Genomic DNA, 15,738 nt, shown 5'->3' on the forward strand with positions numbered 1-15,738 from the left:
TCGAGCGGTCCGAACGGCGAGCATCGGATGAACCAGAGGTGAACGTCGACGGCCGAACAGTGGTGTCTACGTGCACAGATCGTCGGCGGCGTTGGTGATCGCGAGATCGGCGGGGAGCTCGACCGACGACTCCGACCGGGTCCGGATCTGCATCGGGGCGAGCGGCGTGCCCGCGGGGGTGGGAGCGACGACGGTGCCGTCGAAGCTGGTACCCAGGACGATCTCCACGATGCTGCCCAGCTGGGCCGAGGGCGGAGCCTCCTGCAGCACCGCACCGGGGAAGGCCGAGGCCACCGTCGCAGCGTCGGTCTCCTGTCCTTCGCTGAAGCGGATCACGGTCTGCTTGCTCGTCCCGGAGGCATAGTTACCGATCGAGTAGACCGGAAAGCCGTAGGCGGCGACCTCCTCGGCGGTGCCGGCCGCCAGCCCGGACAGACCCGACGCGTTCGAGACCTGCACCGACACCGTCGACGGATCGACAGCGAGCTGGGCGGGCAGCGGTTCGGCCGGGGGAGCGGACGCGACCTCCGTCGGGTCCTCCCCCCGCTTCTCACCCGGCAGAGGGAGATCGTCGATGATCGCGGTGAAGATCGCCTTGATGTCGTCCGTGCGCGGGATCTCGTTGCCCCAGTCGTTGGTACCGGCCGTGGGGATGGTCAGGAAGGACACCGCACCCGCCTCGACGTTCTGCATCGAACGCCCGAGTTTGACGAGCGACTCGGCGTTGACGTTCTCGACGAAGGTCGCGCGGGTGAAGGCGCTGATGAAGCCGTTGAGCTTCACGGGATCGAACAGCACCTTGTTCGACAACGTCGAGCGCAGCAGCGACGACAGGAACTTCTGCTGTCGGCTGATCCGGCCGTAGTCGCTGTTGCCCTCCTGGTCGATCTTGCGGGCGCGGACGTAGTCGAGTGCCCGCTTGCCGTCGAGCGTGTGGGTGCCGGGAGTCTCGATCAGGGGACCGAGTTCGTTGTCGTACAACGGTATGGAGGTGCACACCTCGACGCCGCCGATCTCGTCGACCATCGATTCGAAGCCGGCGAAGTCGATGCCCACGAAATGGCCGATCCTCAATCCGGACATCTTCTGGATCACCTTTACCAGGCACTTCGGTCCGCCGAGGGCGTAGGTCGCGTTGAGCTTGTCGCCTTCGGCGGCCGGATAGAGCTCGGAATCGTATTCGCCGGTCGTACTGTCCCATCCGCGACAGACCGGTCGATCGACGTCCAGATCGCGGGGGAACGACACCGCGACCACGCGGCTGCGATCGGCGGGGATGTTGACGAGGATGACGGTGTCGGCACGAGCGCCCTCGGCGTCGTCGGCCGTCCCGGCGCCGATCTCACCGCTCGCACCGGCGCGGGTGTCGGTGCCGATGATCAGATAAGTCTCGTCGCCGGTCTGACCGACCGGGTCGACGATGTCCTCCGACTCGGTGTCCAGCGCGGCGATCTGGGAGAAGCCGGCCTCCGTGGACCGGACGTATCCCCACACCGCACCGTTACAGAGGAGCGCGAGGACCGAGACGAACGCCACCGCCGCTCTCGCCGCGAACCTCAGACGCTTCCGCTTGCGCTGTTTGCTCTGCGCGAGCCGGCCGAGAGTCGCGTTGCCCACCGTGCGGGGCCGAGCGGAGCCGTGCGCCTTCTCGTCCGTCGTCCGGTCGTCGTTCTCGTCCTCGGCGGGCGACGCAGCGCCCTCGGGGGACACCGCATCGATCTTGACGGTCGGCTGTTCGTCCGCGATCGGCGGTTGCTGTCGAGGAGGCGTCTGCGGCGGTCTGACGGTCTGCGGCGACCCGGCGGGAGGCACCGGGCGCGAGTCCGCGGGAGGCACCGGGCGCGAGTCCGAGGGAGGCACTGCTCGAGGGGGCTGCGCCGAGGTCGGGGGAGTCGGTACCGGGGGCGGAACGGACGGGGGGCCCGCCATCCGATCGGGAGCCTGGATGTGCGGCGGGACGGGCTTCTCCGGCGGCCGGGGCCGGGACGGTCCCGGGGGCACCCGGGGAGCACCGGGCTGCACCGGGGGGGCGACCGTGGTCGGCGGTCCCGAAGAAGCCGGCGGCACCGGAGGGCTGGGAGGTCCCGACGGAGTCGGCGGCGAAGCCGGAGGCGGCGTCCTGCGCGGGAGTTCCGCTCGACCGGCATCGTCCTCGGTCGCGACGTGCCGGGCGGATTCCGGGTCGCGGGGACGGGCCGGGGGCAACGACGAGGTGGACGTGTGCGGCGGATCGGCCGGGGGCGGATCCGACCGGGGGGACGGATCGGATCGTCGTCCCATCTTGTCGAGCAGTTCGGCGACCGTGAGCTGCTCCGGATCGTCCGAGTCCGCGGCCCGGCGGTTGCGTGCACTCTCGTGGCGACGCGAATCGGGATCGGTGTCGTCGGAGCGGTGCACCCCACCCGAGCGGCTGCGGCGGGACGAGCGGGATTCGCGGTAGCTGCTGTCGGCGATCGGCCGTTCCCAGGGAGCGCGAGGATCCGGGGATCCTGTCTCGTGCTCCTCGTCCACCGATACCTGCTCTTTCCGCGGTCGCACCGCCTCGGATCCGTCGTCGTCCACGTGATCGCTCACCGGCGACCGTCGCGAGGACTCCGCAATGATACTGATCGTCTGTTTCATGTGACGGTGACGCGGCTGTGTCGCACGACATCCACCGGTCGATCCATCTATCGTCCGGGACTACATGCCGGGACGGGTTACCCGCCCGAGTGCATCATGTCGGCGCCCTCGGGCACGCAGGTGTCCTCGGGATCGTCGAGCCAGCCGTCGGGCAGAGCGACGCTGCTCGGGGAGCCCTGACGTCCCCGCGGGCCTTCGGCATCGGCGGGGAAGGGTACGTCGTGGTCGAGTTTGCCCAGCAGGTCGTCGAGTTCGGCGAGCGTCGACACGCGGGCGAGGCCGTTGCGGATCTCCGAACCCGCAGGGAAACCACGCAGATACCAGGCGATGTGCTTGCGCATGTCGCGCAGACCGCGATCCTCGCCGTGGTGATCGGCGAGCAGTTCGGCGTGCCGCCGCATGATCTGCGTCACCTCACCGAGATTCGGCGGGGTGGGGATCGGGCGACCGCCGAGCGCGGCGCTCAGTTCGGCGAACAACCACGGACGTCCGAGGCAACCGCGACCGACGACGACGCCGTCGCAACCGGTCTGCGCCATCATCTTCTCGGCGTCGGAGGCGTCGAAGATGTCGCCGTTGCCGAGCACGGGCACGTCGGTGACGTGCTCCTTCAGCCGCGCGATTTCGTCCCAGTCGGCCGCTCCGGAGTACCGCTGCGCAGCGGTCCGGGCGTGGAGGGCAACGGCCGCGGCACCCTCAGCGGCCGCGATGCGACCGGCGTCGAGATGTGTGTGGTGCTCGTCGTCGATCCCGATGCGGAACTTGACCGTGACCGGGATGTCGGTGCCCTCGGTCGCGCGGACGGCGGCCGCGACGATCTGCCCGAACAACCGGCGTTTGTAAGGGAGGGCCGACCCTCCGCCCTTGCGGGTCACCTTCGGGACCGGGCATCCGAAGTTCATGTCGATGTGGTCGGCGAGGTTCTCGTCGACGATCATCTTCGCCGCCGCGTAGGTCGTGCCGGGATCGACGGTGTAGAGCTGCAGCGACCGCGGCGTCTCGGTGGGGCCGAAGGTCGTCATGTGCATGGTGACCGGGTGCCGCTCGACGAGGGCGCGGGCGGTGACCATCTCGCAGACGTACAGGCCCGACGTGCTGCCGGCCCGTTCGAGTTCGAGTTCGCGGCACAGCGTGCGGAATGCGACATTCGTCACTCCCGCCATCGGCGCCAGCACGACCGGGCTGTTCAGTTCGAGCGGGCCGATACGGAGGGAAGACATGGGTACCTCTGGAAAACGTTGTGTGACAAAGAAATAGCGTGCCCGTCAGTGATGGGCCGCGGAAACGACTGTGCCCGGCACCGAAAACGGCACCGGGCTACAGGATAACCTCCGCCGGACTCGGGCGGCTGTGTGCATCCGGACTCGGGCGGCTGTGTGCATCCGGACTCGGGCGGCTGTGTGCATCCGGACTCAGGCGTGCGCGCCCACCTTCTCGCGCTTGGCAGCCTCGCGGGCGAGGGAGCGATCGCGCATCTCCTCGAACCGCCCCGCCTGACGTTCCAGTTCGTCGAGGAAGTTGCCGAGCTTGTCGAGATCCTGCTGCGCCTCGCTGCCGAGATCTCGCTCGAAGATCCTCCACTTGCGCAGCACCGGCATCACGACGTCGTCGAGGTGCTGACGCAGGTCGTAGATGCCGTGCTTGGCCATCAACACACCGTTGCGACGGAAGTTCGGCATGCCGGCACCCGGCATCTGGAAGTTCTCGAGCACCTCGACGATCGCGGCGAGCGTCTGGGTCGGAGCGATGTCGATCGCCGCGTCGCAGATGTTCCGGTAGAAGATCATGTGCAGGTTCTCGTCGGCGGCGATGCGCTGGAGCATCTTGTCGGCGATCGAGTCGTCGCAGGCACGACCGGTGTTGCGGTGCGACACGCGGGTCGCGAGCTCCTGGAAGGTCACGTAGGCGACGGAGTGGAGCATGCCAGTCGAGTTGGGGGACGCGAAGCCGTTCGTCATGTGCTCCATGCGGGCGTTCTCGAGTGCGACGGGATCGACACCGCGCGTGACGACCAGGTAGTCGCGCATGACGATGCCGTGGCGGTTCTCCTCCGCGGTCCACCGGCCGACCCAGGTGCCCCAGGCGCCGTCGCGCGAGAAGCTCTCGGCGATCTCCCGGTGGTAGGAGGGCAGGTTGTCCTCGGTGAGGAGGTTGGTGATCATGGCAGCCTTGGCGACCTCGTCGAGCTTCGACTGCTCGGGTTCCCAGTCGACACCGCCCATCGCGGCGAAGTTCCGGCCCTCGTCCCACGGCACGTAGTCGTGGGGGTGCCAGTCCTTCGCCATCGAGAGATGCCGGTTGAGGTTCGCCTCGGCCACAGGCTCCAGCTCTCGCAGCAGCTCCAGTTGAGTCAGGACTCGCGTCATACTCTTCTACCCCTCACATCGTGTCCGTGTATTCCGCCGGCCTACGGAGGAGGGGAGCCCGGCCGTTCGTCGCCGCGGCACGCGGTGCACCGGTGGCCCCCCACATTCGCCCGGATCACGGTACAGGTCCGAGCGGCTCGAGGACAGTACCGTCCCGCTCGTGCCGTATCACACGGACGAGCGGAACGTGCGGTTCCGGAGGGTTTCAGCGCTTGCCTCCACCGAGAAGTCCCCCGAGGAGACCGCCGAGTCCACCACCCGAACTGCCGCCGAGCACGCTGCCGAGGACGTCGCCGATCCCACCGCCGGAGCCGACCGATCCACCACCGGCGTTCTTCAGCAGACCCCCGAGGAGATCGGCGAGACCTCCGCCCTGCGGAGCGCTCGCGGTGTTCGTTCCCGCACCGCCACCGATCTGCTTGGCGAGATAGGACAGCACGATGGGGGCGATGATCGGCAGGACCTTGGCGATCAGATCGTTCCCACCGGCGCCGTTCACGGAACCGAGGGTCGAGATCACCTGATCCTTCTTGTCGCCGAAGACATTGGAGACGATCCTGTCGCCGTCCTCGGTGTCGATCCCGTCGACGTCGACCTGACCCTCGGCCAGGTTCGACTCGGAGTGCTTGCCCAGCGCGGAGAGCAGCGAGGCCGCCCCGGTCGGATTCTGGGCGTTGGCGTCGAGACCACCGACGAGGGTGGGGAGTGCGGCGCGGACGGCCGTCTCCGCCGTCGCGTTGTCGACACCGAGTCGCTGCGCCACCTGGTCGACGGGAATGCGGGACATCAGATCGTCGAGACTTGCCATCGTTCCTGCCTTGACTCGTGGGTGCCCCGAAGTGGCCACCCGGTGCCGAGAGGGTATCGGGACGAAGCCCGTTGCAGCGGGAGGCGTCAGTCGAGCGAGGCGGCGCTCGTCGGCGAACGGCGCAACGCGATCAGGCAACACAGCAGTGCGACGAGCGTGCCGCTGAGCAGGAGCACCGTCCCGTTCTGATTGGTCAGGGTCGTACTGCGATTGAGTTCGACGTACTCGCCGTGGGTCTGGAACAGACGCGTCCAGAACACCGCGGCCGTCGCGACGCCGATCAGCGTCCCGGCCCAGCCGACGGCCACCGAGTCGAACAGTGCGGCAGCGAGGAGCAGGATCGCGGCCACGACCAGCGGTACCGCGAGGGACTCGTACAGCGGTAGACCCGGGACCGCGACACCGGCGAGATCGCCCTCGGGGAAACCGTCGCGCAGCGCCGACAGGGGAATCTCGGTGGGCCGTATTCCGCCGACCACCGGCAACACCGACCCGATTCCCAGAGCGACGGCGGCCAGGAACAGGCCCAGGTCCACGAAACTGCGCATGTTCCTCCCCGGACGATGAACATTCGATTACCCCTGCGGCTCACCGTATACAAAGACGGGCAACCGCACCGGGTGAAATTCGCAGTGCGAAGAGACCTGCCCGAATGCACTGCTCCGAACGCGGTGGTCCGTAGGGTGAGATGCGCACGGCAGGTGCACATGGACCGATCGGCCAGGAAGGTTCGAAATGACGGACATGAATGTCGACGAGACCGGTTCGCGGAAAGGCTTGCCGCCGTGGGCGAAGAAGACCATCGCCGTGGTCGTGGCGCTGATCGTGCTCGTCATCGCCTACTACACCCTGGCGGCGTTCGTTCCTCGCTGGTGGGCGCAGCGGATCGCAAACCTCGCCGAGGGCGGCTTCGCGCGCGGAGTGCTGTGGGGTCTGCTCTTCGGCATCCTGTGCACGGCGATCCCCATCGCGCTGCTCGCGTGGATCTGGCAGGTCCGCAACTGGCGGTACAGCCGCGGGCTGCAGATCACCTTCGGCGTGCTCGCGCTGGTGGTCGCCCTGCCGAACCTCATGACCCTGGCGGTCGTGCTGGGTACGGGGAACGGTGCGCACGCGGGGGAGCGGATCCTCGACGTGGACGCGCCCGGCTTCCGCGGCGCCACGCTGATCGGCGCGATCGTCGGAGCTCTGTTCGCGGTGATCTTCGTCGTCGCGCTCACCCGCTACCGCAAGCGCGGACGTGATCTGAAGCAGGCCCGCACGGATCTCGAGCAGCGCCGGATCGAGCAGGAGCGCCTCGAGGCGCGCCGTGAGGCGGAGAAGGAACTCGGCCGGAACACCGACGACGTCCCGCCTGGCTCCCACCGTCTCTGACGAAGGACCCGGACTCCGACGAAGGACCGTGGGACGTTCCGGAACGACGAACGCCGGCGTCGTGTACGACGCCGGCGTTGCCGGTGCCCCCAGTAGGGCTCGAACCTACGACCTGCGGATTAAAAGTCCGTAGCTCTACCAACTGAGCTATAGGGGCATGGGCGCACAGTGTAACCACACCGCAGTGATCAGACCGCATGGTCCGGTGACCACATCACAGGGTGAGCCACGCTGCGCGATCGATGATATCGGACATCCGGCGGTGCGGACGCCACCCGTGACGAATGGAAAGAGGCTCGGGTGCCCACCCCCTGCTCCGCACCCGAGCCGGACAAAGCGTACCACTCGGTGTGTTCTGTGGAAACCCGGGTGTCGGGGGTGGAGTTTCACATTTCACCCGGTGGAACACGGCCTGGAACCGGGGTTGTGGGGGGCAGACTAGAGTTGTCTCGTGGGGGAACACAGGAACGTGGAAGGCCGAATTTCCCCATGCCTCGTCAACAGGAGCGTGCGCGTCGTACGCGGGCTGCGATCGTCCGATCGGCAGCCACCGAATTCGCGCGGCGAGGTTTCGCCGCAGCATCGATCAACGCCATCCTCGAGCAGTCGAACGCCACCAAGGGTGCGATGTACTTTCACTTCGCGTCCAAGGAGGATCTGGCCCGGGCGGTGCTCGACGAAGGACTCGAGCACTACCGTGCCATCGTCGGCAGGTGGATGGACGTCCCCGATCTCGACCCCTTCGAGCGGCTGCACGGTCTCGTCGGTGATCTCGGTGCGGCTCTGCACGACGACGTGGTCATCGCCGCGGAGTTCCGTCTGGTCACCGAACCCGAGTTCGCGGAGGAGGTCAGGCTGCGCGGCAGCGTCCTGTGGGGGCGGGCCGGCTACCAGCTGGCGCGCGAAGCGCAGGAGAAGGGCCTGTTCCGGCCCGATGTCGACCTCCAGCGTTTCGTCGAGGCCATCGCGTCGTCACTCGCCGGTCAACGCTATCTCGCCGACCTCACGTCGCCGGAGACCGACGTCCGCGCCCGTTTCGAGGCCTGCGTAGAGGTGCCGCTCGAGGCGATGGCATCGGAGCAGTGGCTCGCGCAGTGGCGGGAGAAGGGCTGGCCGAGCAGGCCCAACAACGACGAATCAGCCACTTGACCTGCTGATTTGTGATTCGCGAATGCCGTGGCATAAGCTGTCCAAGCTCCCAACGGAACGCCAAACCCGTTGAGGGTGCGGTTCGGAGAAATCCGATCGGGCCCCCTTCGTCTAGCGGCCTAGGACGCCGCCCTTTCAAGGCGGTAGCGCGGGTTCGAATCCCGTAGGGGGTACGCTTCGACCTCGTCGAAGTGTGCAGTATCTTGGTGTGAGAAGTGAATATATATGGCCCTGTGGCGCAGTTGGTTAGCGCGCCGCCCTGTCACGGCGGAGGTCGCGGGTTCGAGTCCCGTCAGGGTCGCTCCAGAGTTTCGATCGGCATTCGGTTCGGGTGCCGTCCGGCCAGGTAGCTCAGTTGGTACGAGCGTCCGCCTGAAAAGCGGAAGGTCGCCGGTTCGATCCCGGCCCTGGCCACCACGGTTGTCCGGCGAGCAACCATCAATTTCATATCTTCGACCCACCGGTTGCGGTGGGTCGAGCTGTGGGAACTCCGGTTCCTCATGGCCCTGTGGCGCAGTTGGTTAGCGCGCCGCCCTGTCACGGCGGAGGTCGCGGGTTCGAGTCCCGTCAGGGTCGCTCCAGGCGAAGCCCCGGCATCACATCGATACCGGGGCTTCGTCGTCGTCACCTGTTCGCGGTCCGGTGTCTGCGTCGTGGTCCCACTCGTATCGCCGATCCGCACCGGGTGCGGTCAGGCTCGCTATCGTGAGGACACAAAACATGTTCTAGTGTGTGCCCTACACAACTAGTGGACATCTGTCCGAGTGACCTGGCCCTCCGAGCGAACCCCGAGGTGGAATGTGCGCGTAGCTCTGTTGTCGTACCGGAGCAAGCCGCATTGTGGGGGTCAGGGGGTCTACGTCCGCCATCTCAGTCGCGAACTCGTCGCCCAGGGGCACACCGTCGAGGTGTTCTCCGGGCAGCCGTACCCCGAGCTCGACCCCGGCGTGACGCTCACGAAGGTGCCCAGTCTCGATCTCTACCGCGACGACGATCCGTTCCGCACCCCGAAGCTGGGTGAGTACCGCGACTGGATCGACGTCCTCGAGGTCGCCACCATGTGGACCGCCGGTTTCCCCGAACCACGCACCTTCGGTCTGCGCGCCGCACGACTGCTGCGCGACCGCCTCGGCGACTTCGACGTCGTGCACGACAACCAGTCGCTCGCGTCCGGCTTGCTGCGCATCGCCGAGGACCTTCCTCTCGTCGCGACGATCCACCATCCGATCACCCGCGACCGCGAACTCGATCTCGCCTCCGCGACCACCCTCAGCCGTAAGGTCACGCTCCGGCGCTGGTACGGATTCCTGCGCATGCAGGAGAAGGTGGCCCAGCAGATTCCCACGCTGCTCACGGTGTCGGAGAACTCGGCCGACGACATCCGCACCGCCTTCGGGATCGAATCCGAACGCATCCACACGATCCCGCTCGGCGTGAACACGGAGGTGTTCGCGCCGCGGAAGGACGAGCGAGTTCCCGGTCGGATCGTCTGCGTCGCGAGCGCCGACGCCCCGCTCAAGGGTGTTCCCACCCTGCTCGAGGCGGTCGCGAAGCTGCGCACCGAACGCGAGATCGAACTGGTCCTCGTCTCGAAACTCGCCCCGGGCGGCGCCACCGAGAAGCTCATCGACGAACTCGCGATCGGCGACGTCGTGCGCACCGTCTCCGGGATCGACGACACCGAACTCGCCGACCTGCTCGCCTCCGCCGAGATCGCGGCGGTGCCGTCGCTGTACGAGGGATTCTCGCTGCCGGCCATCGAGGCGATGTCGTGCGGAACACCGCTCGTCGCGAGCCGCGCCGGGGCCATCCCCGAGGTCGTCGGGGGCGCCGGTCGGCTGGTGCCTCCGGGCGACGCCGAACAGCTTGCAGCAGGGCTCGCGGGCCTGTTCGACGACCCGGCCGAGCGTCGGCGTCTCGGCACGAAGGGCCGCGAGCGTGTGCTCGAACGCTACAGCTGGGCGGCCGTGGCCGCGCAGACCGCCGCGATCTACGACAAGGCGATCGCCGCGCATCGAGAGGGGAAGAACGGATGCTGACCGTCGACTTCGACCGCCTGGGCGTCGTACCGGGGATACGCGCTCTCGACATCGGGGCCGGCGCGGGGCGCCACTCCTTCGAGCTGTACCGCCGCGGCGCGGATGTCGTCGCCTTCGACCAGAACGCCGACGACATGAAGGCCGTCGCCGACATGTTCGTCGCGATGGAACTCGAAGGCGAGGTCCCCGAGGGTGCGCTGGCCCGGGCCGAGGTCGGCGACGCGCTCGCGCTGCCGTACGACGACGCGACCTTCGATCTCGTGCTCATCTCCGAGGTGCTCGAGCACGTGCCGGAGGACGAGCGGGCCATCGCCGAACTCGTCCGGGTCCTCAAACCCGGTGGTGTCGCGGCCGTGACCGTGCCGCGCTGGCTGCCGGAAAAGATCTGCTGGGCACTGTCGGATGCCTACCACGAGGTGGAGGGCGGGCACATCCGCATCTACAAGGCCGACGAACTCGCCGCGAAACTCGCCTCAGCCGGTCTGACGGTCTCGGGCACCGACCACGCCCACGCACTGCACGCACCGTACTGGTGGCTCAAGTGCGCCGTCGGCGTCGACAACGACGACAATCCGCTGACGAAGGCGTACCACCGGCTGCTGGTCTGGGATCTTATGAAGGCCCCGTGGATCACTCGCACGGCCGAGAAGATCCTCGATCCCGTCATCGGGAAGAGTGTCGTGTTCTACCTCGAGAAGCCGGGAAACGCCGGTGCGGCGCGGTGAATCCGCGCGCGTGACGGTGCCGTCGGTGCCGGGTGTGCTGTCGCCGGAACAGAGCCTGGCGACGGGCCGGGCCATCGCGCGGATGCAGGAGCCCTCGGGCGCCGTCCCGTGGTTCCCCGGTGGGCACATCGACCCGTGGGATCACATCGAATCCGCGATGGCGTTGACCGTCATCGGTTTACGCGAAGAGGCGGACGCCGCCTTCGAGTGGTCGCGGCGGACGCAGCGCGCCGACGGGTCGTGGCCCATCCAGTTCCGGGGCGACATCGTCGAGAACCACGACACCGACAGCAATTTCACGGCCTACATCGCCGTTGGCGTATGGCACCACCATCTCGTGACGGGTGATCGCGGGTTCGTCGAGCACATGTGGCCGACGGTGCGGGCAGCGCTCGACCTCGTGGTCGACATGCAGTTGCCGGGCGGCCAGATCTCCTGGGCGCGAGGCGACGGCGGGATGTTCGACGAAGCGCTGCTCACAGGCTGTTCGAGTATCCACCAGAGTCTGTGGTGCGGTCTGCGGATCGCCGATCTGATCGGTGAGGCGCAACCCGAATGGGAGGTCGCGCTGATCCGTCTCGGCCACGCTCTGCGTCGGCATCCCGAGGCGTTCACGCCCAAGCCCGAGTACTCGATGGACTGGTACTACCCGATCCTCGGGGGAGCGGTGCGCGGCACCGATGCGCACGAACGGATCCGCGAACGCTGGCCGGATTTCGTCGTCGACGGTCTCGGGATCCGGTGCGTCGACCATCGTCCGTGGGTCACCGGAGCCGAGACGTGCGAACTGGTCCTGGCGCTCGACGCACTCGGCCACGCCGGGCGTGCCCGCGAATTGTTCGCGGCCATGCAGCATCTGCGCGACCCGGACGGTTCGTACTGGACCGGTCTGGTCTACGCCGACGGCAAGCGCTGGCCGGTGGAGGTCAGTTCCTGGACCAGCGCAGCGGTGATCCTCGCCGCCGACGCGCTCTCGCGCACGACGGGAGGAAACGCGATCTTCCGGGATGCGGCGGCACCCGCCGACCAGGTGGGCGCCGACCGCTGCACCGAGCGTTGCCCGGTGCTCGTCCGGTAGTTCAGCTGCCGGGCCGTGATCCGACCGTGCCGGCGGTGCGTTGGAGAACACGCAGCGAGGACGTCACCGACTTCTCGACGAACTCCCCGCTCTCCAGTGCGAGACAGTAGATCTCGTACGGAGGCCGGCCGCCGTCCTTCGGGTCGGGGAAGACGTCGTGGATGATCAGGGCGCCGCCGATGCGCACCCATCTCGCCCAGCCGTCGTAGTCCGCCCGGGCCGCCTCGCTGCTGTGTCCGCCGTCGATGAACACGAACGAGGCGGGGGTGCGCCAGAACGACGCCACCACAGGAGAATTGCCGACCACCGCGACGACGTGCGATTCGAGGTCGCCGTCGGCGAGAGTGTGCCGCAGTGCGCCGACCGTGTCGAGGCGGCCGGTGTGCGGGTCGACCAGCGACGGATCGTGGTAATCCCAGCCGGGCTGATGCTCCTCCGAACCGTGGTGGTGGTCGACGGTGACGATGGTGCCGCCGGTCGCCTTGGCCGCAGCGCCGAGATACACGGTCGAGCGGCCGCAGTAGGTGCCGATCTCGACGCCGACGCCGTCACCGAGATACTGCACCGCAGCCTCGTGCAGTGCGGTTCCCTCGTCCTGGGGCATGAAACCCGGTGTCGCCTCAGCGAGTTCGATCGCCTCACGGGGCAGGGTGGTGCGGGACATCGGATGGATCTCCGTTCTTCTCGCGTGATGCGGTGTATCCCGAGCACCCTACCGACCGATCGCGGCGTCCGATGCTCTCGGACACGACGGTGAGACTGTCGAGATCGCGGATCGCGGCGCACGACCGCTCGACCATCACCGCGAACATGCGGTCGCCGCGCTCGGTCCTCGTGGCGATCCGGCCCGTTCCGATCCGCTCGACCTGCACGTGCGTACCGTGCCACCGAGCACGGCCGAGAGTCGTTCGGGAGTCAGGTCGTCCACCGACAACTACAGATCGGTCATCGTGCGCTCCGGCCGGGGTTTGCGGGTAGAGGTGCGAAACGCTCGGGGTCGCGGGTCGTCCGCCACGCGGCGGCGACCGGGGCGAGCTCGGTGGGCTTGGCGCCGTTTCGGTGGGCGCCGCGTCGATCGGTCCGGAATGAGCACGGACCTGCGCGTCGTCCCTGAAACGGTGCAGTACCTGAGGATCCCAGCTGTTCGCACGCACGAGCACGTCACCACAGCCCTGCAGGTAGGTCGCGAGCCGTCCGGTCAGCTTCCGCGAACGAAAGATCCTCGGGCGTCGACTCGTCGACGGTCGCGAGGACCGACCAGATGCGATCTGTCGACCGGGCTACGACGGGACACGCCGTGCCGCCGCCACCGGACTCGTTGTACGGGGGACTGACGGAGATCACCGCGAATCTCCCACCTCGGCGAGCCAATGCGCGGTGATCGCTGTTTCATAGGCCATGACCACGGCTGTGGTCAGTGGATGTTCGGTATCCCGCGGTCGGCACAACGATTGGGGTCTCGGTTCAAGAACCGATTCCATCCGTTCCACAGTTCGTCGATGAGCTCGAGGAGCCGTTCACGAGAAGGCGTGAACTGGGTACTGGTTGTCATGGGCGGTGATCCTAGGAATGTGAACCGTCAGGTTCTGTGGGAGGAGGTTCTGCCCTGACCGGATGTGGCAAGACGATTTGCCGGCTGATTCGATCAGTGTCAATATTGATGGGTGTCGATTCAAACTGATAGTGGTGACCTCTGCTGCGCACCACTGGTACGGGAACCTCTGACGGAGGACTGGGCCGCAGACCTGGCCCGGATGTTCAAGGCGATCGGAGACCCGGTACGCCTACGGCTGCTCAGCCTGATCGCCAGCCATGAGGGCGGCGAAAGCTGTGTCTGCGACATCAGCCCGGCCTTCGACCTGTCCCAGCCGACCATCTCGCATCACCTCAAGGTGCTGCGCGAGGCCGGCCTGCTCGACTGCGAACGCCGTGGCACCTGGGTGTACTACCGGGTGATCCCGTCAGCCCTGGCGCAGTTGTCGGCCGTGCTCTCCGCCGAGGTAGGGGTGTTGCCGGGTTCGGGCTGTGCCCCGGCCAGCGATGCCGTGGAGTCGGCCCGATGACCGCGACGAACACCGAACACCCGGCTGTCGTCGGGAAGATGTCAACCCTCGACCGGTATCTGGCCGTGTGGATCGGCGCCGCCATCGTGGTGGGTCTGTTGCTCGGCCGCCTGATCCCCGGACTGGGTGAAGCGTTGAGTTTCATCGAGATCGACGGCATCTCCCTGCCGATCGCCCTCGGTCTGCTGATCATGATGTACCCGGTGCTGGCGAAGGTGCGCTACGACCGCCTCGACACCGTCACCGGCGACCGCAAACTGCTGGTCTCGTCGCTGATCCTCAACTGGATCCTCGGACCCGCACTGATGTTCGCACTCGCCTGGCTGATGCTGCCGGATCTGCCCGAGTACCGCACCGGCCTGATCATCGTCGGTCTCGCCCGGTGCATCGCCATGGTCATCATCTGGAACGACCTCGCCTGCGGCGACCGGGAAGCCGCGGCGGTGCTGGTGGCGATCAACTCGGTGTTCCAGGTGATCATGTTCGCCGTGCTCGGCTGGTTCTACCTGTCGGTGCTCCCCGGCTGGCTCGGCCTCGAACAGGCCGCCCTGGACGTATCGCCATGGCAGATCGCCATATCGGTGCTGATCTTCCTCGGCATTCCCCTGGTCGCAGGGTTCCTCACCCGACACTTCGGCGAGAAGGCCAAGGGCCGCACCTGGTACGAGGACACCTTCCTGCCGAAGATCGGACCGTGGGCCCTGTACGGGTTGCTGTTCACCATCGTGATCCTGTTCGCCTTGCAGGGCGAGCAGATCACCTCCCGCCCGCTGGACGTGGTGAGGATCGCGCTGCCGCTGCTGGCGTACTTCGCGATCATGTGGGTCGGCGGATACCTGTTCGGCGCCGCGATCGGCCTCGGCTACGAACGCACCACCACCCTCGCGTTCACCGCGGCGGGTAACAACTTCGAGCTCGCCATCGCCGTGGCGATCGGCACCTTCGGCGTGACCTCCGGGCAGGCCCTGGCCGGGGTGGTCGGACCGCTCATCGAGGTTCCCGTCCTGGTCGCCCTGGTCTACGTCTCCCTCGCCCTACGGAAGCGCTTCACCCGTCACGAGTCGGCGCAGGTGCCGGCGCCACGAAAGGTCTGATCCGTGAGCACACCGAGTGTGTTGTTCGTCTGTGTCCACAACGCCGGCCGCTCGCAGATGGCCGCCGGGTTCCTCACCGCTCTGGCCGGGGACCGGATCGAGGTGCGTTCGGCCGGCAGCGCCCCGGCCGAGCAGGTGAACCCGGCCGCGGTCGCGGCGATGGCCGAGGTCGGCATCGACATCTCGACCGAGAACCCGAAGATCCTCACCACCGAGGCGGTGCAGGCATCGGATGTGGTGATCACGATGGGCTGCGGGGACACCTGCCCGGTCTTTCCCGGCAAGTCCTACCGCGACTGGGTGCTCGACGACCCGGCTGGGCAGGGCCTCGAGGCGGTGCGTCCGATCCGCGATGAGATCCGCGCCAAGGTCGAAGCCCTCATCGCCGAGCTGACCGCCCCGCCCACCCCGCGCTGACGC

15 protein-coding genes and 5 tRNA genes are annotated in these 15,738 nt (G+C 67.4%); 12 read left to right on the top strand and 8 right to left on the bottom strand.

Annotated features, from left to right (window positions below):
• Window positions 1-66: 66 nt before the first annotated feature.
• The 5 genes from K3M35_RS13510 to K3M35_RS13530 form a co-directional block, all read right to left on the bottom strand.
• A complete protein-coding gene (locus tag K3M35_RS13510) occupies window positions 67-1,929 on the bottom strand; it encodes an LCP family protein (RefSeq protein ID WP_259444015.1) in 1,863 nt (620 codons plus the stop codon).
• Between the two features lie 770 nt (window positions 1,930-2,699).
• Window positions 2,700-3,842, bottom strand: coding sequence for a tRNA dihydrouridine synthase DusB (gene dusB, locus K3M35_RS13515; RefSeq protein ID WP_024103024.1), 1,143 nt, complete (start codon window positions 3,840-3,842; stop codon window positions 2,700-2,702).
• A gap of 192 nt (window positions 3,843-4,034) precedes the next feature.
• Window positions 4,035-4,988, bottom strand: a complete 954-nt coding sequence (locus tag K3M35_RS13520) for an acyl-ACP desaturase (protein ID WP_220666540.1) — start codon at window positions 4,986-4,988, stop codon at window positions 4,035-4,037.
• A 205-nt stretch (window positions 4,989-5,193) separates the two neighbouring features.
• A complete protein-coding gene (locus K3M35_RS13525; RefSeq protein WP_019290016.1) occupies window positions 5,194-5,796 on the bottom strand; it encodes a DUF937 domain-containing protein in 603 nt (200 codons plus the stop codon).
• Window positions 5,797-5,882: 86 nt separating this feature from the next.
• The gene (locus tag K3M35_RS13530) at window positions 5,883-6,344 is read right to left on the bottom strand and encodes a hypothetical protein (protein WP_006551784.1); all 462 of its coding nucleotides are present in this window, start codon (window positions 6,342-6,344) and stop codon (window positions 5,883-5,885) included.
• A gap of 187 nt (window positions 6,345-6,531) precedes the next feature.
• Here K3M35_RS13530 and K3M35_RS13535 point away from each other — a divergent pair, with 187 nt between their 5' ends.
• Complete coding sequence (locus tag K3M35_RS13535; protein WP_024103026.1) at window positions 6,532-7,170, top strand: hypothetical protein; 639 nt, start codon at window positions 6,532-6,534, stop codon at window positions 7,168-7,170.
• A gap of 84 nt (window positions 7,171-7,254) precedes the next feature.
• Here the strand turns inward: K3M35_RS13535 and K3M35_RS13540 are convergent.
• Window positions 7,255-7,327: transfer RNA gene (locus K3M35_RS13540), tRNA-Lys, on the bottom strand.
• A 332-nt stretch (window positions 7,328-7,659) separates the two neighbouring features.
• Here K3M35_RS13540 and K3M35_RS13545 point away from each other — a divergent pair.
• The 8 genes from K3M35_RS13545 to K3M35_RS13580 all read left to right on the top strand — a co-directional run bounded on the left by K3M35_RS13545 (window position 7,660) and on the right by K3M35_RS13580 (window position 12,161).
• Window positions 7,660-8,319 carry a TetR/AcrR family transcriptional regulator gene (locus tag K3M35_RS13545; protein WP_006551782.1) on the top strand — a complete coding sequence of 220 codons (660 nt, stop codon included), beginning with the start codon at window positions 7,660-7,662 and terminating at the stop codon, window positions 8,317-8,319.
• Between the two features lie 100 nt (window positions 8,320-8,419).
• Window positions 8,420-8,492, top strand: a tRNA-Glu gene (locus tag K3M35_RS13550).
• A gap of 54 nt (window positions 8,493-8,546) precedes the next feature.
• Window positions 8,547-8,620 (top strand) — tRNA-Asp (locus K3M35_RS13555).
• A 39-nt stretch (window positions 8,621-8,659) separates the two neighbouring features.
• Window positions 8,660-8,736: transfer RNA gene (locus K3M35_RS13560), tRNA-Phe, on the top strand.
• 85 nt (window positions 8,737-8,821) lie between these two features.
• A tRNA-Asp gene (locus tag K3M35_RS13565) sits at window positions 8,822-8,895 on the top strand.
• Window positions 8,896-9,119: 224 nt separating this feature from the next.
• Window positions 9,120-10,358, top strand: a complete 1,239-nt coding sequence (locus K3M35_RS13570; RefSeq protein WP_006551781.1) for a glycosyltransferase family 4 protein — start codon at window positions 9,120-9,122, stop codon at window positions 10,356-10,358.
• The gene (locus tag K3M35_RS13575) at window positions 10,352-11,083 is read left to right on the top strand and encodes a class I SAM-dependent methyltransferase (protein ID WP_024103028.1); all 732 of its coding nucleotides are present in this window, start codon (window positions 10,352-10,354) and stop codon (window positions 11,081-11,083) included. Before K3M35_RS13570 ends, K3M35_RS13575 begins: the two co-directional genes overlap by 7 nt.
• Complete coding sequence (locus K3M35_RS13580) at window positions 11,070-12,161, top strand: prenyltransferase (protein WP_220666541.1); 1,092 nt, start codon at window positions 11,070-11,072, stop codon at window positions 12,159-12,161. The genes K3M35_RS13575 and K3M35_RS13580 overlap by 14 nt, the downstream gene beginning before the upstream one ends.
• A gap of 1 nt (window position 12,162) precedes the next feature.
• Here K3M35_RS13580 and K3M35_RS13585 read toward each other — a convergent pair whose 3' ends face one another.
• On the bottom strand, window positions 12,163-12,825 hold the full coding sequence (locus tag K3M35_RS13585; RefSeq protein WP_006551778.1) for a class I SAM-dependent methyltransferase: 663 nt from the start codon (window positions 12,823-12,825) through the stop codon (window positions 12,163-12,165).
• Window positions 12,800-13,033 (bottom strand): hypothetical protein, encoded by a 234-nt coding sequence (locus K3M35_RS13590; protein WP_064061892.1) that lies wholly within the window; start codon window positions 13,031-13,033, stop codon window positions 12,800-12,802. The genes K3M35_RS13585 and K3M35_RS13590 overlap by 26 nt, the downstream gene beginning before the upstream one ends.
• A gap of 792 nt (window positions 13,034-13,825) precedes the next feature.
• Between K3M35_RS13590 and K3M35_RS13595 the strand changes: the two genes are divergently transcribed.
• Genes K3M35_RS13595 through K3M35_RS13605 form a run of 3 tightly spaced genes read left to right on the top strand, consistent with a single transcriptional unit; the run spans window position 13,826 to window position 15,735 of the window.
• Window positions 13,826-14,224, top strand: a complete 399-nt coding sequence (locus K3M35_RS13595) for a helix-turn-helix transcriptional regulator (RefSeq protein WP_033096821.1) — start codon at window positions 13,826-13,828, stop codon at window positions 14,222-14,224.
• The gene (arsB, locus tag K3M35_RS13600; protein WP_220666542.1) at window positions 14,221-15,318 is read left to right on the top strand and encodes an ACR3 family arsenite efflux transporter; all 1,098 of its coding nucleotides are present in this window, start codon (window positions 14,221-14,223) and stop codon (window positions 15,316-15,318) included. The genes K3M35_RS13595 and arsB overlap by 4 nt, the downstream gene beginning before the upstream one ends.
• 3 nt (window positions 15,319-15,321) lie before the next feature.
• Window positions 15,322-15,735 carry an arsenate reductase ArsC gene (locus K3M35_RS13605; RefSeq protein WP_072740566.1) on the top strand — a complete coding sequence of 138 codons (414 nt, stop codon included), beginning with the start codon at window positions 15,322-15,324 and terminating at the stop codon, window positions 15,733-15,735.
• Window positions 15,736-15,738: the final 3 nt, after the last annotated feature.

It is taken from the genome of Rhodococcus sp. DMU2021 (assembly GCF_019641445.1).
Taxonomy (GTDB): domain Bacteria; phylum Actinomycetota; class Actinomycetes; order Mycobacteriales; family Mycobacteriaceae; genus Rhodococcus; species Rhodococcus pyridinivorans.